Here is a 19,084-nt window from a genome sequence, read left to right on the forward strand (position 1 = left end):
TTGCCTGCGGCCCGGCCATTCTCTGTGTCCGCTGAGTGGCATATGATCGATCCACCGCGAGGACTCCTCTTTCGGGATGAGGAGCAGCATGGAATCGTTTGAGGCTCCGGCCCATGGATATCGCAACAAGATCCTGCAGCGACTTTCGGCGGAGAGCATTAGCCGCCTGAAGTTGCGGCCGGTGGAGCTGGCTGTCGAGCGGCCGCTGGAGCAGTCGCAGCAGGCGATCGGGCACCTCTACTTCATCGAGTCGGGAGTGGGGTCGATGACGACCACCTTCAAGGACGGCGGGCAGGTGGAAGTTGGCCTGTTCGGGAATGAGTCGGTCATCGGAGTCTCCGGCTTCATGGGCGTGAAGCGCAGCCTGAACCGCATTTACATGCAGATGCCGGGCAGCGGGTATGCGTGCCGGATGGATCTGGCCGAAGCGGAGTTCCATCGCGGCGATGAGTTCCAGAGGCTGGCGCTGCGGTATGTGCAGATGCAACTTACGCAGGCGACGCAGTCGGCCGGATGCAATGCGGTCCACGAAATCACGCAACGGCTGGCGCGATGGATCCTGCTGTGTTCGGACCGGTCAGGACTGAACGAGATGGCGCTGTCGCAGGAGTTTCTGGCGATGATGCTGGGCGTGCGGCGCACGACCGTCTCCGCAATGATGAGTTCGTTCAAGGAGCGCGGTCTGCTGACGTATACGCGCAGCAACATCCGCCTGCTGGACCGTCCGGCGCTGGAGGCGCAGGCGTGCGAGTGCTACGCCGTGCTGCGCGATCATCTGGAGAACTATCTCGAGTTTGACACCGGCTTCTCCGTCTAAGCGAGGCCGTTACGGAACGACGATGCGTGGGACGCGGTCGCTGATGCCGCACAGGATCTCGTAGGCACTGGTGCCGGCGGTTCTTGCGTGGTCGTCTGCGCCGATGCGATTGCCATTGGATTCGCCGAGGAGGATGGCTTCGTCGCCGATGTTGACTTGGGGGACGGCGGTGACGTCGACGATGGTGAGATCCATGGAGACGCGGCCTACGATGGGTGCGCGCCTGCCGTGGAGCAGCACGGATCCGCCTGGCTGTGTATTGGAGGCGGAGAGGCTGCGGCGGAAGCCGTCGGCGTAGCCCACGGGTAACAGAGCGAGCCGCATGGTCACCGGTGCGACGAAGGTGGCGTTATAGCCGATGGTGTCGCCGCACTGGACTTCACGCAGGCTGACGATGCGGGTCTTCCACGTCATGACCGGCTTGAGCTTTGGGGACAGGCGCGGGCTTAGAAAGTCTTCGGTATGTGCGTGGACGTGGGACACCCGGTTTTGAGGCTCTACGGATTCGAGTGGAAGGGCGTAGCCGTAGAGGGCGAGGCCGGCTCGGGTCATGGCCTGTGCGCCGAGGCTGGCGGCGAGTGCGGGCAGGTCCTGCGGCATGTAGCCGCTGTCGGTTGAGGAGGTGTTGCCGGCGTGGACGTAGTCGGGGCGCAGGCCCGCTGCGGCCACCTGCTGGAGTGCCGTGGCGAAGGCGATCATCTGGACCTGGTTCTGCGGGTCGTCGCCGATCTCGGTCGATGCGAGGTGGGTCATCACGCCTTCGAGCTTCAGGGGCGAATCGGGTGCGAAGCGCTGGAGCAGACGGTCGAGCAGCGGGCCGGGTGCGACACCCTGGCGGGCCATGCCGGTGTCGATCTCGGCGTGGACGGCGACGGATTGCGGCGGCAGGTTGCGGCGGCGGGCTTCGGCTTCGAGCAGGTCGAGGTGGTAGGGCTCCCAGACGACGGGCGTGAGGCCGCGGTCGAGGATGCCGGCTTCTTCACCGGGCCACAGGCCGCACATGACGAGGATGCGCGGAGCCGTCATGCCCTGCGGCAGGATGGCGAGTGATGCGCGGACGGCGAGGCCTTCTTCTGCCGAGGTGACGCCGAGCCACTGGGCGCCTGCTGCGGCGAGGATCGGTGCGCACTCGGTGGCGCTGTGGCCGTAGGCGTCGGCTTTGACGACGGCGAGCACCTGAACCTGCGTGCCTGCGGCTGCCTGCAGGGCGTGGAAGTTATCGCGCAGGCGTGAGGCCGAGATCTCAGCCCAGATGGGACGTGTGTGGTTGGGAGGGGTGGGACGCATGTTGCCTTTCAGATGCGGTGGGTGCCTGTAATCAGTTTGTCATCCCGCGGCGTAGGGGTGCGCGCCAGCACTTCCACCCCAGTGGGCTTGTTGGTGGCTGGTTCGCGCTTTGCGCGGACGGATGTACGTCTTTGCCCGCTGACATGGGATTGACGCACCGGCTTACATGCAGATCCCTCCGCTTCGCTACGGGATGACAGTCGCTCAAGGGAACAAGCTTCCGAGCAAACACAAGCTCAGAAGCTAGTAGTCGCCGGCCTTGTTGCTGACGATCTCTTTGCCGCCGCCTTCGGCGATGACGTAGGTCTTGCCGGGCAGTTTGGGTAGCTTGGCCGGGTCGGTCCACAGGAAGATGCGCTGCGGTCCCAGCCAGCGTTCGCGCATGGCGAGGTCGGTTTCGAAGATGCCGGGTGCGTCGGTGAAGAAGGAGCCGTACCAGAGGTTGGCGGAGTGGCCGTGCCAGATGTGAATGTCGCTGCGCTTGAGGTAGAAGCCGAGCGTGGATCCGGCCTCGTATTCGTCGTTGATGCAGATCATGTTATTGGGCTTGACCAGCGGAGCGATAGCGCGGGCGAGCTTCGCAGAGGAGAGGACCGGCGCGAAGATCGTCAGGCCCATGTGTGCGGCGAGGAGGAAGAGGAGCGTGCCAGCGGCGAGTGCGATGTTGGCTTCGTGCGGGCGGAAGCTGCGGCGGAACCACCAACTGCCGAGGGTGCCGCCGAAGAGGGCGATGACGGTGAAGGTGAGCGGCCGGCGGAAGGCGCCCATGGCGGTGCCGTTGAGGTCCAGGAAGTGGCCGAAGGAGAGGGCGTAGTCGCCGGGGTTCTGCTGCAGCAGGGAGGCCAGGTCCACGTTGGGTGGCGGCGCTTGCGTATGCAAGAGGAAGAAGACGCATGCGAGTGAGGCGATGGTGCCGCCAACGAGCAGCACGACGGAGATGCGCTGGCCTGCGCGGGTGAGCACGGGCGGCACCGTCATGGTCTCGGCTTCGGTGGCTTCGCGGTCGAGCCAGCGGGCGATGAGGATAGCGAAGAAGGGCAGCGAGGGCAGGACGTAGTACTCCTGCCGTGTGGAGAAGGAGAAGAAGACGAGCGGCAGCAGGCCGGCGATGGCGAAGAGCAGAAGGGTGCGGGCTTCGCCGTTGAGCTTTGTCGCTGTTGCGCGGCTGCGGAGTGCGCGCCAAGGGGCTGCGGCGACGGCCTTGAAGAGGAAGCCGCTCCACGGCATCATCCACACGAGAACGAGGCCCCAGAAGAGCAGCAGCGGCACCGTGTCATAGTCGCGCGGGACGCGCAGGTTCAGATAGCGCAGCAGGTGCTCGTTCATGAAGTAGAACCAGGTCCAGCCGTGAACGCTGCCCACCTCGGGCGAGCCGACCTGCCAGCCCTTCCAGAAGATCCAGGCGTGGCCGGTGTGGGTCAGGCCTGCGGGATGGCCCTCGGTAGGGTTCGCGAGACCGGCGAGGATGTGCCATGGCGCTGCGATGGCGAGGAAGGCGAGCGCTGCGAAGAGGGGATTGAGCTGGCCGATGCGGCGCAGCGTTCCCCGAAGGCCGCGGGTGGCAATCAGGTAGAGCAGCACCGTGCCGATGGGGAAGACGAGGCCGATGAGTCCCTTGGTGAGGATGTTCATGGCGCATGCCGCGGCGAAGCCGAGGCAGGGCAGAACGGGGGCGTGGCCTTCTCCGTGGCGCTCGGTCAGCCAGAAACAGAAGATGGCGGCGGTGAGCCACAGGCAGACGATGGCATCGGGGATGAGGATGCGCGTGAAGATGAAGAGGCCGAAGCTGAGCATGAGGCCGACGCCTGCGTAGAGGCCGGTGCGTGCGCTGCCGAAGGCACGACGGGCAAAGCTCTCCGTGAGCAGGAAGAGCAGGAGCGCGAAGATGGCGAGGGGCAGCCGTGCCTGGGGTGTGCCGACGCCGAAGACACGCATGCTGGCGGCCATGGACCAGTAGAGGACGGGCGCCTTTTCGAGATAGCGGATGCCGTTGGCGTAGAGGGTGACGGGGTCGTGGCGCTGGATCATCTCGCGCGCGACTTCGGCGTGGACGGAGTCGGCGTCGTCGAGGAGCGGCGGGGAGAGCAGGGCGAAGGAGGCGTAGAGAAAGAACCACAGCGCTGCGAGGATGAGGCGGTTGCGGCGGGGGGTGAAGGCTTCAGGCATGCTGACGTAAGCCTATCGTGGGTGGTTTTGTTGTTCTTTGGGAATTGGGTGGTGCGACGTTAGAGCGGTTCGCGCTCTGCGCGAATAACCCACCCTTTCGCGATGAAGCTGCGAAAGAATGGGGCACCCGGCTGAGCTGAGCCCTTCCGATCAAGCTACATCCTGGACCAAAAGAGAAACCCCACATCCCTTCAGGATGTGGGGCGCTCGATCAGTGTACCGATCCTTTGCCTGGCTTAGTAGGCGCGGGGGTACATGCGGGAGATGCGGTCGTGCCAGCCGAGTTTTTCTTCGTCCATGCAGGCCCATACGAGGCCGAGGCCGATGGGTGCGCTGGCGAGGAGCAGGGCGAGGATGCGGCGGCGCATCTCAGAGCGGGTTGGGTTCTCGTCGTTGAAGGTGCAGAAGGCGATGCGGGCGTAGCGCATGCCGGGCGTGATGCCGGAGAGCGAGAAGAAGAGCATCAGGTACATCAGCGCGAAGGCGAAGAGCGAGCCAGCGGCGGCGATGGCTGCGGTGATGCCGGTGGGGAGTGCGGGCGATGCGTAGGCCGCGGCGGCGACTGCCATCAGGAAGCCCGTGGCGATGCAGCAGGCGTCGACGGTACCGGCCATGATGCGCTGAGAGACGGGCGCGACGTAGAGCGGGATGGCGAAGGAGATCTGCGAGTCGGGATCTTCCGCGGTGAAGGTCTGCGGCGTCTCGAGCCGGATGGTGCTCCATTCGGGCAGGACGCTCTCGGTCATGGGCTCGATGGAGACGGAGCTTGCTTCAACCTCAAAGATGCGGAGCTGTGCGCGTTCGGGCGAGTTATCGGCTTCGTCGCGCAGCGGACCTTCGGCGAGGCGTGGGCGGGCGCGGCGTGCGGCGACGAGCTGGCGCGGGAACTCGATGAGGTTGGCGTGCAGGCCAACGGATGGCTCGACCGGCTCCGGGACGTACTCTTCGGCGGTGCCGTCGCCGATGGATGCGACGTAGACGGTGCGGACGGCGGAGGGTGCTGCATCAGCGAAGGCGCCGGTGAAGCTGCCGGAAACGGTCGTGGCAGTGGAGGCCGGTGCGCTGAAGGTCGTTTCGGAGGCGTGGAGTTCTGCTTCGATGCGGAGAGCGTCGGCGACTTCACTGCGCAGGGCGAAGGTCGCCTCGCTGCGGAGTTCGATGGGAGCTTCGCTGCGCAGCGGTGAGGAAGCTTCTTCCGCGGTGCCGGAGAAGGTGATGACCTCGGCCGGGCCTGTGGGCGTGGCGCTGGGTTCGGGGTGCCACTGTTCAATCTCGTCGAGCAGTTGCTGTTGCGCGGCGGTAATGGCTTCGGCGCTGCGGCGTGCGACTTCGGCGGCGGCTTCTGCCTGGCGGATGGCCTGTTCGGCCTCCTGCTGCAGGAAGTCGCGGTAGGAGACGGTGCGTGCGAAGCGTGCGGCGACCTGGTCTGCGACGCGGTGGCGCGAGAGGGAGACGTTCTCAGGCGGGAGCGCGGGCTGTGAGTCCTGGGTGCGCGGACGGCGCTGGCGATGCTCGGCGAGGCGGCTGGCGACCTGCTGTTTGAGGGCGCGGGCTTCGTCTTCGGAGAGGGTGGACGTCGGCAACGGCTGCAGTGGGAGAGGGCTGGCGGTGCTCAAGGCGTCTCGCTTTCGTAGAATAGAAACTTCAGTGGTCAACAGAGGCACATTCGGTCGAGTTACGCGGGTGGAACGTACACGCCGAGGGGGCCGGAGCATGGTCCTGGGGCAGTTTGCGTTCGCTCGCCCAGAAGCCTGTATCTGCTGGTGTATCACGGTGGGCATGGCACTTGTAGCGCCGGCACACGCGCAGCAGGTAACGACTTCGGCACCCGTCGTACACGTCAGCGCAAACGCGCCGGCCGTGGGGGATGGTACGGCCTCTTCGGGTGTGGACCGGACGCGTGCGGACGAGGCTGCCGGGCTGCCGGATTCGCCCGGTGCAGACCTGTATCCGGTGGCCGTGCCTGTGCCGGAACCGGCCGGAACGAAGGTCGTGATCGAGAGCATCTCGCAAAAAAGCAGTGGCGACAACCTGCTGTTGGAGGGCAATGTCGCCATCACGTATGGCGATTATCGGGTCGAGGCAGACCGCATCGCTTATAACCAGGCGACGGGCGACCTGGAGGCGACGGGCCACATCGTGGTGACGGGGTCCAATCGCAGCGAGAATATCCAGGCATCGCGCGCGACGCTGAACATCAAGAGTGAGACGGGCAAGTTCTACGACGTGAGTGGATCGGTGGGTGTGCGTTTTGCGACGCCCAGGAACAATGCCCCGATGAGCAGTGTCTTGGGCAGCACAGCGGGCGACCTGATGAGCGGTCCGAACGTGCGTGGCACGGTGTACACGACGAGCAATCCGTTCCTGTTTACGGGACGGATGGTGGTGAAGAACGGACCGGCGGAGTTCGATATTTATGACGGCACGGTGACGACGTGCCAGTTGCCGAGGCCTGACTGGCAGTTGTCTGCGGGTCACTTCAGTGTGCGCGATGGACAGGCTCGCGCATCGAAGACGGTCTTTCGATTGTTGAATGTGCCGGTGTTCTTTCTGCCCTATGCAACGCACCCTACGGGCGAAGGTCAGCGGCAGAGCGGCTTTATGATTCCGGTGATCGGCAACTCGACGTTGAAGGGTATTGTGATCGGCGAGCAGATCTACTTTGCGATGAGCCGGTCGTCGGAGCTGACGGTGGGCGCGCAGTACTATTCGCGGCGCGGCTGGGAGCAGTCTGCGACGTTTCGGATGCGCGGGCGCGGGTTGGACTTTATCCAGAGCCACTACTCGGGGCTGCTGGATCGTGGGTTCTACCAGAACCAGACGACCACGGACGCGAGCGGTGTGACTACGACGAAGAATGTCTACGTGAACCAGGGCGGCGAAGACATGACGCTGAGCGGGCGCAGGGATATTGGCGAACACACGCGCGTTGCGGCGAATGTGGAGTACCTGAGCAGCTACATCTATCGGCAGGCGTTTACGGATACGTTCAACCAGGCGGTGTCGTCCGACATTACGTCGTACGCGTATGGCACGCATGCGCGGAACGGGTATGTGGCTTCGCTGGAGGCAGATCGTTATCAGGGCTTGAAGATTGTGAGCACGGGCGAGCAGATCCGCATCTTCCACGCGCCGGTACTGCAGGGCGAGGTGATGGAACGGCATGTGGCGAATACGCCGTTTGTGTGGAGTGCGACGGCGCAGTTTGCGGATCTGAAGCGGACGCAGGGAACGCCGCTGGCACAGACGGGGTTTGCTTCAGACTTTACGGGCCGGCTGGATCTGCATCCGCGGCTGTCGCTGCCGTTTGCGCTGGCGGGCTTCCACTTCCGGCCAACGGTTGGTGTGCGCGACACGCTGTATCAGCACTCGCGTGCGACGTCTCCGCTGCCGGGGCCTGCGCCTTCGGAACGAGCGACTGCGCTGAACCGCACGGTGACTGAGGCGGAGATGGAGGTGCGCCTGCCGGTGCTGGAGCGCACGTTCAATACCGGCGCCTTCAGCAAGCTGCTGGGGCGCGAGGCGAAGCACACGATTGAGCCGGAGCTGAACTATCGGTATGCGAGCGGTGTGGAGGACTTCTCACGCACGCTTCGCTTTGACGATACGGATGTGGTCGCGAACAAGAACGAGCTGGAGTATGGGTTTACGCAGCGGCTGTTTTTGCGGCCGACGAAGACGCGTGCGTGCGAGACGGGCGAGACGCCTCCGGAGACGGATGCAAGCTGCGGCGGAACGCGCGAGACGATTCGCTGGAAGCTGCTGCAGCGGCACTACTTCGATGAGAGCTTTGGCGGGTACCTGACGCCGACGACGCCGAATGGTGTGCTGGTGCTGAATCGGCGCAACGTTCTGGATAGCACGCTGGACCTGAGCGGCGTGGCGTTCTTAACGGATCGCCGCAGCGCTTCGCCGATCGTGAGCCAGATGAAGCTGAGCGCGACGGACCATGTCGACATCGAGTGGGACATGAACTACGACCTGCATGCGAATGCGCTGCGGCAGAGCAATGTGTTCGTGGATGTCCACCAGGGCAGCTTCTTTGGTGGGCTGAGCCACGCGCGGCTGTACGCGCCGGGGCGCTTCACAACGGACACCGGGACGGGCACGACTGCGACGTCGCTGATTTCGGACTTCAGCCAGTTGCGCGTGCTGCTGGGTTATGGGAATCCGACGAAGCCGGGTTTGAGCATTGCGGCGAATGCCGGCATCGATCTGAAGCTGTCCCAGGTGCAGTATGCGACGGGGCAGTTCAGCTACAACTGGAACTGCTGCGGCTTCAGCGCGGAGTATCGCAAGTATGAGCTGGGCAGCGTGCGTAACGAGAATGCGTACCGGTTCAATTTCTCGCTGGCGAATATCGGGACTGCGGGAAATCTGCGTCGGGCTGAGCGGCTGTTCTAGCTTTCTTGGCGGTTGCAAAAGCAAAAGCCCGGCGCGAGGCCGGGCTTCTCCAATCTTGATCGCTGCAAGAACATGTGAAGCGTCGAGAACGCCACGAAGTGGTCAGACGGTCATCAGTTCCTTTTCCTTCACCTTGAACATGTCGTCCAGTGTCTTGATCTGGGCGTCGGTCATCTGCTGGGTCTCTTCGGTGGCGCGCTTTTCGTCGTCGGCACTGATGAGCTTGTCCTTGGTGGCCTTCTTGATGGTGTCGTTGCCGTCGCGGCGGATGTTGCGGATGGTGGTCTTGTGGTCTTCGAGGATGCCGGCGAGCTGCTTGACGGCTTCCTTGCGACGCTCTTCGGTCATGGGCGGAATGGGCACGCGGATGGTCTTGCCGTCGTGCATGGGGTTGAAGCCCTGACCGCTGGTGCGGATGGCCTTTTCGATGAGGCCGACGACGCCGATGTCGAAGGGCTGTACGACGATCTGCTGCGGCTCCGGTGCGGAGACCTGCGCGAGCTGATTGATGGGCATCTCGCTGCCGTAGTAGTCGACGCGGATGTTATCGAGCATGTGGACGCTGGCGCGGCCTGTGCGTACCGCGATCAGGTTCGCGCGGAAGTCCTCGACGGTCTTCGTCATGCGTGCCGTCAGCTGGCCCTGCAGGTCCTTCAGGGCGGGGATGTTTGCCATCTGTGATGCCATTGGTGCTTCCCTCAAGCGCGTTTGCGCGACTTGTCGATTCTATCGGATGGGGCGGCGTGCGCCATGGCGTACCTGCAGGATCGTCACCTTTCCTGCCGTGTCATTCACCACATAGATGACTTTGTACACGTGCGGTTTCGATCCGTAGAAGAGCTGCCGTCGACCTGATTTTCCCGCCACGAGAGAACCCCGTTTGGGAAGATGCCGCAGGCTGAGGATCGTATCCGTCAGGCCTACGAACCAGTCACTCGCAGCCTGGTGCAATTGCACTTCAACAAATTTCGCGATGTGGGCCAGATCACGCTCGGCGCGCCGAGTCAGTTCTATCGGAAAAGCCATGGCGCTGACGTATCTCCTTGAAGACTTCCTCTGCTGGTCTGGTGCGTCCGTTCTTCAGATCGTCAAGCGCTTGCCGCAGCCCTTCTTCTTCACTGGCTTCCGATGCAAGGTCGAGCAGTCGCTCGTAGTCCTCAATGGTTTGAATCACTGCCTGCGGCCTGCCGCTCACAGTTAACACGACGGCGCGCTTTGTCTTCTTCATCTGGCGCAGCATCTCGGCGGAGTTATTGCGGAACGTGGTCAGCGGCTGGATATCTTCGGAAAGCTTGATTCTTGGCGGCATGCCCGATACCTCTGGAGGTACTTTATCGTACCTCCACCCGGTTTAGTGCTTCGATCTGTCGAAACGATTGCCGCTGCTGCGGCTGCTGTACCGGGTCGTGGTGTCGCGGACGGAACGCGTCGGGAGCCTGTTGTTAGCGGGAAGGGCGAGTTAGATTGTCTGGACGCTGCCGACAGTGCCGGATGGCCAGGACCTCGACGTATCGGTCCTCATCGTTTACACGGTATGTGATCCGGCACGTATAGGAACGCCTGCCATAAAGAATGGAACGTATGTTGGGCTCTCGGTAAAGACGTCCACGATTTGGCATCCACTGCAACCCTCGAATAGCAGAGTCGAGACCGTCATACCACCGCGATCCGTGCGGACTGTAGTCTGCCTGAACGTAGCCACGGAGCCCGCGCAGGCTTGCAAGCGCTGACGCGCTCAGGCTGACAGTGTACTTATCCGGCAATGCGATAGGTCCGACGGGCTTCGGCGAGCGCTTCTTCCAGCGGAAATACACGACCCATTCGAATGTCCTCATCGGCAGCAGCGATGTCGGCGTCCAATTCGGCCATTTCCTCCGGCGTCATCTCGTAATCCTGGTCCGGGTAGACGTGATCAGGTTTGGTCGGCTCCAAGTCAGCGGGATCAATCTCAGGATGCATGCGCTCACCCTCCTTTTCGGAATTCTAGCGAAGAACTAGTGCTTCGATCTCTCGAATCGGTTGCCGTTGCCGCGGCTGCTGTACTGGGTCTTGGTGTCGCGGACGAAGACCGTGTTGTCGTTGCCTTCGACGGGGATGATGGTGAAGCGGTCGACCCATACGAAATTGCGATTGCCCCGGATGCGGACGGCGCCGCAGTCTCCGTGCACCTGCACTTCGTTGTGCTGGCCTTCGACGTAGACGGAGTTGCCGTTGGTGCAGGTCACGTCCTTTGCCAGGTCGTTGCCGCCGATGACGATGTCATTCGGCGTGGACTTCACGAAGTCTGTCGGTGTGATTTCGCGCTGGGCGTGAGCGATGGCTGTTGTGAGGAAGAGCGATGCGGCGACAAGAAGTTGAGACGACTTCGTCATCGGGTGGAGACTCCCAGAGATTCGGACTTACCGCAGGCCTGTCGACTGTGCCTGTTCGTGCGCGTGGTAGCTGCTGCGGACGAGAGGGCCGCTCTCCACGTGGCGGAAGCCCATGCGCAGCGCTTCGATCTTCAGGAACTCGAACTCTTCCGGCGTGTAGTAGCGCTTCATCGGGATGTGATCCTTGGATGGGCGCAAGTACTGGCCGATGGTGAGGATGTCGACCTTGATGGCGGCGAGATCGCGGAAGACGTCGAGCAGTTCGTGCGTCTCTTCGCCCATGCCGACGATGATGCCGGTCTTGGTCACCTGGTTCGGGTTCAGGTCCTTGGCGAGCTTCAGGTAGCCAATGGACCGCTCGTAACGGCCGCCGGACTTGGCGACGCGGTAGAGCCGCGGCACGGTTTCAATGTTGTGGTTCAGGATCTCGGGCTTGGCGGCGACGACGAGGCGGATCGCCTCTTCGGTGCCCTGGAAGTCGGGGGTGAGCACTTCTACCTGGCAGCCGGGCGCCTGTGCGCGGATCTCGCGGATGACTTCGACGAAGGCGCGGGCGGCGCCGGTATTGTCGTCGTCGCGGTTCACGCTGGTGATGACGGCATGCTGCAGGCCAAGCTTGGCGACGGCATAGGCGACGCGGCGCGGTTCATCGAAGTCGATGGGGTCGGGCTTGCCGCTGGGTACGGCGCAGAAGCCGCAGCGGCGGGTGCAGCTGTTGCCCAGCATCATGAAGGTGGCGGTCTTGTGGTTCCAGCACTCGCCGATGTTGGGGCAGTGCGCGCTTTCGCAGACGGTATGCAGGCCCAGTTCGCGGGTGAGCGCCTTCAGTGCGTGGAAGGTCTCGCCCATGGGGGCGCGCGCCTTCAACCATTCCGGCTTGCGCTCGGGCTTTTTGGGCGACAGATCGATCTGGATCAACTCGGCTGCGGCGGCTGGTGTCACGCTTTCTATTGTAAGCTTCGGCGACGGCTGACTGGTTCCTTGTCTGGCGGGCGAGCGCTCTGTGACTTGCCGATAGCAGGGCAATCGTGATTTGATTTCGCCCACGAACTAAATCGTACCGATTCGCGCTGTCTGAGGAGATGATGCCCATGAGGCCAAACCGCCGCACCTTTTTGCTTGCCACGGGCATGTCTGCTCTTGCTTCGCGCTCGGCCTTTGGAGCCAATGAGCGACTTCGCCTTGGCATCATCGGTGCGGGCGGCCGTATGCGTTCGCTGGTGGGTGCTGCGGAGAAGACGGGCGTCGACTTTGAGGTCGCTGCCGTCAGCGATGTCTATGCGCCGCATCGGGAGCAGGTGAAGACGCGCCCCTGCGCCACGAACGCCACGCTGCACAACGACTTCCATGAGCTGCTGGACAACAAGTCGATCGACGCGATTCTGATTGCGACGCCGGATCACTGGCATGTGCGGGCTGCGGTTGCGGCGCTGGCTGCGGGTAAGGATGTGTACCTGGAGAAGCCGGTCAATCACACGATGGAAGAGGGCGTGACGCTGAAGAAGGCAGTTCGCTCAAGCAAGCAGGTGTTGCAGTGTGGGATGCAGCAGCGTAGCTGGGCACACTTTCGCGATGCGGTGAACCTGATCCAGAGCGGTGCGATCGGCCGTGTGACGCAGATCCGCACGTACTGGTGGCAGAACTACAACACCACGTGGATTCCGGAGAATATCGACACATCCAAGCTCGATTGGAAGATGTGGCTGGGCGGCGCGCCGGATCAGCCGTTCGACACGGAGAAGTACAACCGCTGGCGCTGGTACTGGAGCTTTGGCAGCGGCGCGATGACCGACCTGTTTGCGCACTGGGTTGATGTGGCGCACTGGGCGATGAAGGAGAATGAGCCGACGACCGCGTTCATGCTGGGCGACAAATTTGTGCAGCAGAAGTGGGAGTGCCCAGACACGCAGCAGGCCGCGCTGCGCTACCCCAGCTATGACGTGGTCTATGAGGGATCGCTCAATTCGTCGATTGATGACGGCGGGCTGGAGTTCCGCGGCTTCGACGCGACGTTGAAGCTGACGCGCAGCGGCATGACCGTCTATCGCGAGCGTGTGAAGAAGGAGCAGAACCCTGTGCTGAAGGCGGACAGCTTCCAGGACGGGACCGTGGATCACATGCAGAACTTCTTCGATTGCATGCGGTCACGCAAGGAGCCGAACGCTCCGGTGGAGGCTGGTGTCGCTTGTGCGAATGCGGGGCATATTGCCAACCTGGCTTATCGGCAGGGTGGTATGTGGACACCGAAGCACGCCAGCTAGTTGAGTCGGCGGGCACCCCATTCTCCGTGCCGCGAAGGGTGGGGACGCGTTTCGTCCCTGATTTCTCTGAGCCCCGCAAACCCACCCTTTTGCTTCGCAAAAGAATGGGGCAGCCGGCTGGAGCCGGTCGTCCTAGTGGACGCGTTCGCGGATCTCGGTGCGGACGAGGTAGAGAAAGAAGACCATGCTGAAGGCGGCGGGCAGCAGGTAGCCCGGGGCACGTGTCTGCGCGAAGAGTACGACGTTGCCGAGCGAGTAGAAGAAGCAGCCGCCGAGCAGGAGTGCCCATCCCCAACGGCGCAGGCGCAGAAAGCCGAAGACGCCGAGCACGATCATCGTGGAGACGAAGAGGATGGCATAGGTGGCGCTGGGCCGCGTGGTGGCGCGGTGCGCGATCACGTTGACCGAGTTGGCCAGTGCGATGAAGAGCATGAAGATGGCAATCATGGCCATGCCGGGCAGCATGCGCGGGCCTTCGAAGGTGTTCGGCGGCGGCACGGAGCCGGGGGGCAGCTTGATGCGTTTTGGTTCGGGTGTGGGTTCGGTGCTCATGCTTGTCCCAATCGTATCGGAGTAGCCGGTGGCTACAGGGTTTTCAGGTAGGCGAGGATGTCTGCGATGTCGTCGCGGCCCACCTGTGCGCCGAGTGAGGGCATGTTGCCGCGGCCAAACATGATGGTGTGGGTGATGTGGTCGTCGCTTACGGGCGCGCCGCTGGGCAGGTAGTCCTTCTTGTAAGTGCCGAGCAGCGATGGGCCGTGCAGCGAGCCGTTCTGGCGGTCGTAGTGGCAGGCGCCGCAGTTGGTGGCGAAGGCGACGCGGCCGGCCTGCTCCTGCTGCGTGAGCTGGTCGATGGGCTTGGGCGGCGGGAGCGTTTTGCAACCGGTGAGGGCGATTACGGTCGCGGCCAGGAGCGAACGGCAGATCAGCGATGGGACGGAGTTTTTCATGCGGTACGCTCTCGCATTTTCTTGTAGGCGCGGTGGATGAAGGAGCCGAGGTACCAGCCGTCAATGAACTTGAAGGGGGATTCGCCGGTGGTGTAGTGGCCGCAGGGCAGGATGCGGCTTTCAAAGTTGACGCCACGCGCTTTGAAATTGGCGAGGACGTCGAGCGAGAGCGCCCGTGGGAAGGTGAGATCCCAGGGTGCGTAGATGACGAGGGACTGCCGCGTCTTGTCTGCGGCGAAGCGGTCCATGACGCTGCTGGGGCTATTGGCCATGAAGATGGCGCGGACCTGGTCCTGCGTGATGCCGGCACGTTCAAAGGCGGCCTGTACGTGGCGGGTGCTCTGGCCCTGCCACAGGACGTCGCCGAAGTTGGTGGACGCGTGATTGAAGGCGCAGACCTGCAGGCGTGGGTCGAAAGCCGCAGCCATGAAGGCGTAGCAGGAGCCGAGTGAGGTGCCCATGACGCCGAACTGTTCGTAGCCCTGCGTCTGCAGCCAGTCGACGCAGGCGCGGATGTCATGGACGGCCTGGCGGCACGCGGCGATGGTGCGGCCCACGTTGCTGCTGACGGCGTAGTCACTGCGTTCCAGCTCGGCGGGGCGGCGGATGTCGTGGTACGGCTTCGAGAGGCGCAGGGCGGCCACTCCGAACCTGTTGTAGATGCTGCAGAGCGCGTTGTGGCTGAAGGCGTCGGCATTCCACTGGGGCATGACGATGATGGCCTGCTTCTTGCGTTTCGGATCTTTATGGGGTGTTTCGGGGTACCAGCGCGCGTTGACGATGTCGTTTTCGGGGTACTTCGTCCGCACGGGCGAGGTGAAGCGCAGGAACTGTGCCGGGCCGAGCTTGCCGCTGACGGCGTCTTCGCGGACCTGCTGCGCCTGGGCGAGGGTCTCGGGACGGACGTTGGTGGGGAAGAGTTCGGGGTGGCGGTCTTCGAGGCGGAAGTCGGTCGGTGTGGTGTAGCCGTAGAACTCTTCGCCGCGCGCGACGATGTCGTGGTTGATTTCGATCATGCGCGCCAGGGCGTCGGGGCTGTCCTCACGTGACTCGGCTGCGAGCGGGCTGAAGTCAGCCAGCCAGTCGAAACCCCACTCGAGCGGACGCACCACGCGATTGGTATCGCGCGTCGTCAGCTCTGTTTCCCAGCGGATCATCCAGTCCGCATACCACTTTGCAAGCATCGATTCAGGATACCGCGACGGGGATGCCGCGGCCTGCCAATGGCGCGGCGGGCCTGAAGATTCAAGGAGTTACGCGCGCGGGCCAGCGTCTTAGAAAGCGAGATGTGAGGCACCGGACATTGGTCGCGGCGGGGCGACTATCCTTGTGGGATGGGCATTGCGTCATTTGTCTCCGTTAAGCGTGCCGGTTTTGTTGCGGCATTGTTGTGTGTTCCCTCCGCTCTCCTGGTGCCCGGTGTGACCGTTGCGGCCATGCAGGCACCTGCGGCCGTGTCTTCGCCGGCTAGCACCACGAGCGCTGCGGCAACGACCGTCGCGGCAGCACCGGCGGTGGCGGCGGCAGTGAAGACGCCGGTCGGGGCTACGGCGGTTGCGGGTTCTGCGACGACGACGGCTGCGGCGACTGCGGCACCTGCGAGAAGTGCGCAGGCCGCGCCGACGACGTTGCTGCAGCAGATCTCGGCCTTGCCGCCGTTGGACAGTGCCGGTACGGACGTGCCGAAGCGCAGTGCGGAGATCCTGGCGCATCTGAACGCAGTTTTGCGCTTCTACCGGGGCGCGCAGACGCCGGTGCAGAAGATCGGCGAGCCAAGCGACGTGCTGTACAGCGAGCAGCTGCGGCAGCAGACGACGCAGATTGCGCAGCTTGCCTTCCAGTCCGCGGGGAACGTGGCTGCGCTGCTGGCGAAGATGCCCAGCGGTAGTACGCCTACGACGCCAGCGGCGAATGCCGACGACAGCGATGAACCGCCGGCACCCACGCAGGCGCAGCGCATTGCTGCGGTGCGCGCCACGGCGCAGGCCCGGCTGACGGATCTGGCGGCGCAGGATGCGGCGCTGGATAAGCAGATCCAGACGGCGAAGGCGAAGGAGTTGCCGGCTCTGCGCCAGAAGGACGAGCAGATCGAGGGCCAGGTGGAGCTGCAGAAGGCCATGCTGGAGGCGCTGGGCAAAGTCGCCTCGATGGCGCAGGCGCAGACCAGTACGGGACTTGCAGGGGATATTCAGCGGCTGCTGCGCGCTGCTCCCGAACTGGCCACGGCGAATGGGAAGCCGGTCGCACCGCTGCCGATTGAGAGTCTGTCGTCCGAGCGCGACAGCGGTGTCTCAACGCAGGCTATCAACCTGTTCCAGTTGCTGGGTTCTCGCAAGAGCATCGACGACATGACGGCGGAGATCGATGCGCTGACCAAGCAGGCGACCAGCATGCGCGAGCCGGTGGTGAACCTGCTGAAGGCGACGATTGCGCAGGGCGACGCGGCGATGCAGGCGGCGCCGGATACCAAGGCGACCGACGCGCAGACATTGACGGCGACGCGGAAGCACTATGACACACTGGCCTCGACCTTCCGTGTGTTGTCCACCGCGGCGATTCCGATCACGCAGGAGGTTGTGCTGCTGGAGCAAGCTCGCAGCAACCTGCAGAGCTGGCGCGCGGCGGTGGATGCGGAGTACAGCTCGGTGCTGCGGTCGCTGCTGCTGCGGGTGCTGACGATCGCCGTCGCGCTGCTGGTGCTGGTGATCGCCAGCGCTGTCTGGAAGCGGCTGACCGTGAAGTACATCAGCGACCTGCGCCGCCGTCGGCAGATCATGCTGATCCGGCGCACGGTGCTTGGCTTCCTGGGCGGGTTGGTGGTGATCTTCGGCTTTGTGACGCAGTTCAGTTCGCTGGCGACGTTTGCGGGGTTCATCACGGCGGGCATCGCGGTTGGATTGCAAACGATCCTGCTGTCCGTGGCGGCTTACTTTTTCATCATCGGCCGGTATGGTGTGCGCGTTGGCGACCGGATCTCGGTGGCGGGCGTGACGGGCGATGTGGTGGAGGTTGGCCTGGTCCGCTTCTACATGATGGAACTTACGGGCACCGGAACGGAGTTGCATCCGACGGGGCGTGTCGCTGTATTTGCGAACTCCATCCTCTTTCAGGCCGGCACCCCGCTGTACAAGCAGATGCCCGGTACCGAGTACGCCTGGCATGAGCTGACGATCCGGCTGAAGCCCGATACGGACTACCGCCCGGCGACCGAAGCCGTCCTGCAGGCAGTGCAGACCACCTACGATGGCTACCGCGCGTCGATCGAACGGCAGCACCACACGGTGGAGACGTGGATGGACACTGCGCTGGAAGCGCCGCACATTGAGCCGCGCCTGCAACTCGGGGAGAATGGCCTGCAGTACGCCGTGTTGTTCCCGGTTGAGATCAAGGATGCCTCGACGACCGACGAGAAGATCGTGCACATACTGCTGGATGCCATGGCGAGCAATGAGGCCGTGAAGAACGCCATTGCGGCGCCGCCGACGGTGAAGGCAGTCATCAAGGGATAGGCGGGGTGTGGCTTTGGCCATGCGAGCCAGGCGCGAAGAAGCCCAGCCCCTCCCCAACTAGCCTCTTACGAATCTGATCGACAGAAGCGGTTCTTGAAACGAAGATGGACGCATGGGACTGCGCACCAAGCTCTGCTTTCTTACCGCAGCCTTGCTCTTCGCTGCCTTCGGCTTGGGCATCTCCGAAAGAGGGCAGCGTCTCTTGATCGGCACACCTGCAGCGGACCATTGGCAGCGAGACGATCAGTACATGGGAGCGGGACTTGCGCCTTTCGCTTACTGCTTAGCACCGGGGATCGTTCTCGCCTTACTGGGGATCAAGTTCTACATTAAAGAACGCTAGCTCGCGGGGCCTTTGCCGGATGGCTGTCCCTGCTCGTTTGATGTGCAAAGAAATCCCTTTGCATGGTGAGCGAGGGGCCGGTCGCTGGTTGCGATGGGCTAACCGTGGGAAAAGGTCAGGCTGTGCGGCCGGCGACCCAGTCCACCATGGCGGGGAGCAGGGAACCCATGCGCGATTCTGTCGCGGGTTGCGGCAGGAGACGGAGCAGGTGCTGCGTGCGTTCGTACTCCACCTGCTTGGCGGAGGGTTCGCCGGTGCCGTCATCGTCCAGCTCGTCATCGCGGTGCTGGTAGAGGCGGCCGAGGGCTTCGCCGAAGCCACGGAACTGCTCGGCGACTTCAACCGACTGGCCGGCGCAGATGGCGGCTGCTTCGCAGCAGAAGCCCATCAGCGGCGCTGTTTTTTGCGCGTTTGCCGTGACGGCGCCGGCGAGGTCCAGAAACTGGCCGCCTGCCAGACCGGCTGCGCCGCAGCTTTCTGCGAAGCGAAGGGTCAGTTGCGAGCGGCGTTCTGCGTCGATGCCGGATGTGGGCGATGACAGCAGGTGAACCGCACGCAGGACGAGAGAGAGACCCGCGAGGACGGCGGTCGCTTCGTCGGTGGCGCGGTAGAGCGAGGGTGCCGAGCGGCGAACTTCGGAGGCGTCCATGCAGGGCAGGTCGTCGAAGACGAGCGAGGCGGCGTGCGCCATCTCTGCCGCGGCGCCGACGGTACGCGCCTGTTCCTCGGGCAGACCCAGCAGGTCAAAGCAGGCGGCGACCAGGAAAGGCCGAAAGCGCTTGGCGCTGCCGAAGAGGGCGTAATGCTCCGCGCGGCTGAGTTCCGGCGGGCCGTCCCCCTGCAGCAGGCTGGCGAGACTGGCTTCCGTCTCATCGGCGAAGGCGCGAAGCCGTTGCTCCACGGGCGACTCGCCCGGTGTGGCGGACGTCACCGGTTCCGCGACTTTGTGTACAGAGGCCAAACAGCTTCCAATCC

Annotated in this window: 18 protein-coding genes; 4 read left to right on the forward strand and 14 right to left on the reverse strand. The window is 63.6% G+C overall.

What is annotated here, in order from left to right:
- Positions 1–88 precede the first annotated feature (88 nt).
- Complete coding sequence (locus TERRO_RS01235; RefSeq protein ID WP_014784169.1) at positions 89–817, forward strand: Crp/Fnr family transcriptional regulator; 729 nt, start codon at positions 89–91, stop codon at positions 815–817.
- A gap of 9 nt (positions 818–826) precedes the next feature.
- Here the strand turns inward: TERRO_RS01235 and alr are convergent, their stop codons facing one another.
- The 3 genes from alr to TERRO_RS01250 all read right to left on the reverse strand — a co-directional run bounded on the left by alr (position 827) and on the right by TERRO_RS01250 (position 5,853).
- Positions 827–2,104: an alanine racemase gene (alr, locus tag TERRO_RS01240; RefSeq protein WP_014784170.1), complete on the reverse strand. Its 1,278-nt coding sequence runs from the start codon at positions 2,102–2,104 to the stop codon at positions 827–829.
- A gap of 243 nt (positions 2,105–2,347) precedes the next feature.
- The gene (locus TERRO_RS01245; RefSeq protein ID WP_014784171.1) at positions 2,348–4,270 is read right to left on the reverse strand and encodes an ArnT family glycosyltransferase; all 1,923 of its coding nucleotides are present in this window, start codon (positions 4,268–4,270) and stop codon (positions 2,348–2,350) included.
- A gap of 236 nt (positions 4,271–4,506) precedes the next feature.
- Positions 4,507–5,853: an RDD family protein gene (locus TERRO_RS01250; RefSeq protein ID WP_157178217.1), complete on the reverse strand. Its 1,347-nt coding sequence runs from the start codon at positions 5,851–5,853 to the stop codon at positions 4,507–4,509.
- Positions 5,854–6,049: 196 nt separating this feature from the next.
- On the opposite strand from TERRO_RS01250, the gene TERRO_RS01255 reads away from it, so the two are divergent.
- Complete coding sequence (locus tag TERRO_RS01255; protein ID WP_157178218.1) at positions 6,050–8,674, forward strand: LPS-assembly protein LptD; 2,625 nt, start codon at positions 6,050–6,052, stop codon at positions 8,672–8,674.
- Between the two features lie 102 nt (positions 8,675–8,776).
- On the opposite strand, the gene frr is transcribed toward TERRO_RS01255, so the two are convergent.
- From frr to lipA, 7 genes are all read right to left on the reverse strand, one after another.
- A complete protein-coding gene (gene frr / locus TERRO_RS01260; RefSeq protein ID WP_014784174.1) occupies positions 8,777–9,361 on the reverse strand; it encodes a ribosome recycling factor in 585 nt (194 codons plus the stop codon).
- A gap of 39 nt (positions 9,362–9,400) precedes the next feature.
- A complete protein-coding gene (locus TERRO_RS01265; protein WP_014784175.1) occupies positions 9,401–9,700 on the reverse strand; it encodes a type II toxin-antitoxin system RelE/ParE family toxin in 300 nt (99 codons plus the stop codon).
- The gene (locus TERRO_RS01270; RefSeq protein ID WP_014784176.1) at positions 9,660–9,983 is read right to left on the reverse strand and encodes a type II toxin-antitoxin system Phd/YefM family antitoxin; all 324 of its coding nucleotides are present in this window, start codon (positions 9,981–9,983) and stop codon (positions 9,660–9,662) included. The genes TERRO_RS01265 and TERRO_RS01270 overlap by 41 nt, the downstream gene beginning before the upstream one ends.
- A 133-nt stretch (positions 9,984–10,116) precedes the next feature.
- Complete coding sequence (locus TERRO_RS23890; RefSeq protein ID WP_081490566.1) at positions 10,117–10,509, reverse strand: type II toxin-antitoxin system RelE/ParE family toxin; 393 nt, start codon at positions 10,507–10,509, stop codon at positions 10,117–10,119.
- On the reverse strand, positions 10,427–10,633 hold the full coding sequence (locus TERRO_RS22990) for a hypothetical protein (RefSeq protein ID WP_014784178.1): 207 nt from the start codon (positions 10,631–10,633) through the stop codon (positions 10,427–10,429). The genes TERRO_RS23890 and TERRO_RS22990 overlap by 83 nt, the downstream gene beginning before the upstream one ends.
- 35 nt (positions 10,634–10,668) lie before the next feature.
- The gene (locus TERRO_RS01280; protein WP_014784179.1) at positions 10,669–11,046 is read right to left on the reverse strand and encodes a DUF3060 domain-containing protein; all 378 of its coding nucleotides are present in this window, start codon (positions 11,044–11,046) and stop codon (positions 10,669–10,671) included.
- A 27-nt stretch (positions 11,047–11,073) separates the two neighbouring features.
- Positions 11,074–11,988 carry a lipoyl synthase gene (lipA, locus tag TERRO_RS01285; RefSeq protein ID WP_014784180.1) on the reverse strand — a complete coding sequence of 305 codons (915 nt, stop codon included), beginning with the start codon at positions 11,986–11,988 and terminating at the stop codon, positions 11,074–11,076.
- A gap of 149 nt (positions 11,989–12,137) precedes the next feature.
- Between lipA and TERRO_RS01290 the strand changes: the two genes are divergently transcribed.
- Positions 12,138–13,307 carry a Gfo/Idh/MocA family protein gene (locus TERRO_RS01290; protein ID WP_014784181.1) on the forward strand — a complete coding sequence of 390 codons (1,170 nt, stop codon included), beginning with the start codon at positions 12,138–12,140 and terminating at the stop codon, positions 13,305–13,307.
- A 132-nt stretch (positions 13,308–13,439) separates the two neighbouring features.
- Here the strand turns inward: TERRO_RS01290 and TERRO_RS01295 are convergent, their stop codons facing one another.
- From TERRO_RS01295 to TERRO_RS01305, 3 genes are read right to left on the reverse strand one after another with little or no spacing between them, the layout of a single operon-like run.
- Entirely contained in the window at positions 13,440–13,859 is a 420-nt protein-coding gene (locus TERRO_RS01295; RefSeq protein ID WP_014784182.1) for a hypothetical protein, read from the reverse strand.
- A 32-nt stretch (positions 13,860–13,891) separates the two neighbouring features.
- Positions 13,892–14,257, reverse strand: coding sequence for a c-type cytochrome (locus TERRO_RS01300; RefSeq protein ID WP_014784183.1), 366 nt, complete (start codon positions 14,255–14,257; stop codon positions 13,892–13,894).
- Entirely contained in the window at positions 14,254–15,441 is a 1,188-nt protein-coding gene (locus TERRO_RS01305; RefSeq protein WP_014784184.1) for an alpha/beta hydrolase family protein, read from the reverse strand. Before TERRO_RS01305 ends, TERRO_RS01300 begins: the two co-directional genes overlap by 4 nt.
- 150 nt (positions 15,442–15,591) lie before the next feature.
- Here TERRO_RS01305 and TERRO_RS01315 point away from each other — a divergent pair, with 150 nt between their 5' ends.
- Positions 15,592–17,766 carry a mechanosensitive ion channel family protein gene (locus TERRO_RS01315; protein WP_014784185.1) on the forward strand — a complete coding sequence of 725 codons (2,175 nt, stop codon included), beginning with the start codon at positions 15,592–15,594 and terminating at the stop codon, positions 17,764–17,766.
- Between the two features lie 458 nt (positions 17,767–18,224).
- On the opposite strand, the gene TERRO_RS01325 is transcribed toward TERRO_RS01315, so the two are convergent.
- The gene (locus tag TERRO_RS01325; protein ID WP_014784187.1) at positions 18,225–19,070 is read right to left on the reverse strand and encodes a polyprenyl synthetase family protein; all 846 of its coding nucleotides are present in this window, start codon (positions 19,068–19,070) and stop codon (positions 18,225–18,227) included.
- Positions 19,071–19,084 lie beyond the last annotated feature (14 nt).

This window comes from Terriglobus roseus DSM 18391, from assembly GCF_000265425.1.
GTDB lineage: Bacteria > Acidobacteriota > Terriglobia > Terriglobales > Acidobacteriaceae > Terriglobus > Terriglobus roseus.

What these genes read in the sequence shown, in the direction of transcription:
- TERRO_RS01235 (WP_014784169.1), top strand. Translation starts at nt 89, where the DNA reads ATGGAATCGTTTGAGGCTCCGGCCCATGGATATCGCAACAAGATCCTG.
- alr (WP_014784170.1), bottom strand. Translation starts at nt 2,104, where the DNA reads ATGCGTCCCACCCCTCCCAACCACACACGTCCCATCTGGGCTGAGATC.
- TERRO_RS01245 (WP_014784171.1), bottom strand. Translation starts at nt 4,270, where the DNA reads ATGCCTGAAGCCTTCACCCCCCGCCGCAACCGCCTCATCCTCGCAGCG.
- TERRO_RS01255 (WP_157178218.1), top strand. Translation starts at nt 6,050, where the DNA reads ATGGCACTTGTAGCGCCGGCACACGCGCAGCAGGTAACGACTTCGGCA.
- frr (WP_014784174.1), bottom strand. Translation starts at nt 9,361, where the DNA reads ATGGCATCACAGATGGCAAACATCCCCGCCCTGAAGGACCTGCAGGGC.
- TERRO_RS01265 (WP_014784175.1), bottom strand. Translation starts at nt 9,700, where the DNA reads ATGGCTTTTCCGATAGAACTGACTCGGCGCGCCGAGCGTGATCTGGCC.
- TERRO_RS01270 (WP_014784176.1), bottom strand. Translation starts at nt 9,983, where the DNA reads ATGCCGCCAAGAATCAAGCTTTCCGAAGATATCCAGCCGCTGACCACG.
- TERRO_RS23890 (WP_081490566.1), bottom strand. Translation starts at nt 10,509, where the DNA reads ATGAGGACATTCGAATGGGTCGTGTATTTCCGCTGGAAGAAGCGCTCG.
- TERRO_RS22990 (WP_014784178.1), bottom strand. Translation starts at nt 10,633, where the DNA reads ATGCATCCTGAGATTGATCCCGCTGACTTGGAGCCGACCAAACCTGAT.
- TERRO_RS01280 (WP_014784179.1), bottom strand. Translation starts at nt 11,046, where the DNA reads ATGACGAAGTCGTCTCAACTTCTTGTCGCCGCATCGCTCTTCCTCACA.
- TERRO_RS01290 (WP_014784181.1), top strand. Translation starts at nt 12,138, where the DNA reads ATGAGGCCAAACCGCCGCACCTTTTTGCTTGCCACGGGCATGTCTGCT.
- TERRO_RS01295 (WP_014784182.1), bottom strand. Translation starts at nt 13,859, where the DNA reads ATGAGCACCGAACCCACACCCGAACCAAAACGCATCAAGCTGCCCCCC.
- TERRO_RS01300 (WP_014784183.1), bottom strand. Translation starts at nt 14,257, where the DNA reads ATGAAAAACTCCGTCCCATCGCTGATCTGCCGTTCGCTCCTGGCCGCG.
- TERRO_RS01305 (WP_014784184.1), bottom strand. Translation starts at nt 15,441, where the DNA reads ATGCTTGCAAAGTGGTATGCGGACTGGATGATCCGCTGGGAAACAGAG.
- TERRO_RS01315 (WP_014784185.1), top strand. Translation starts at nt 15,592, where the DNA reads ATGGGCATTGCGTCATTTGTCTCCGTTAAGCGTGCCGGTTTTGTTGCG.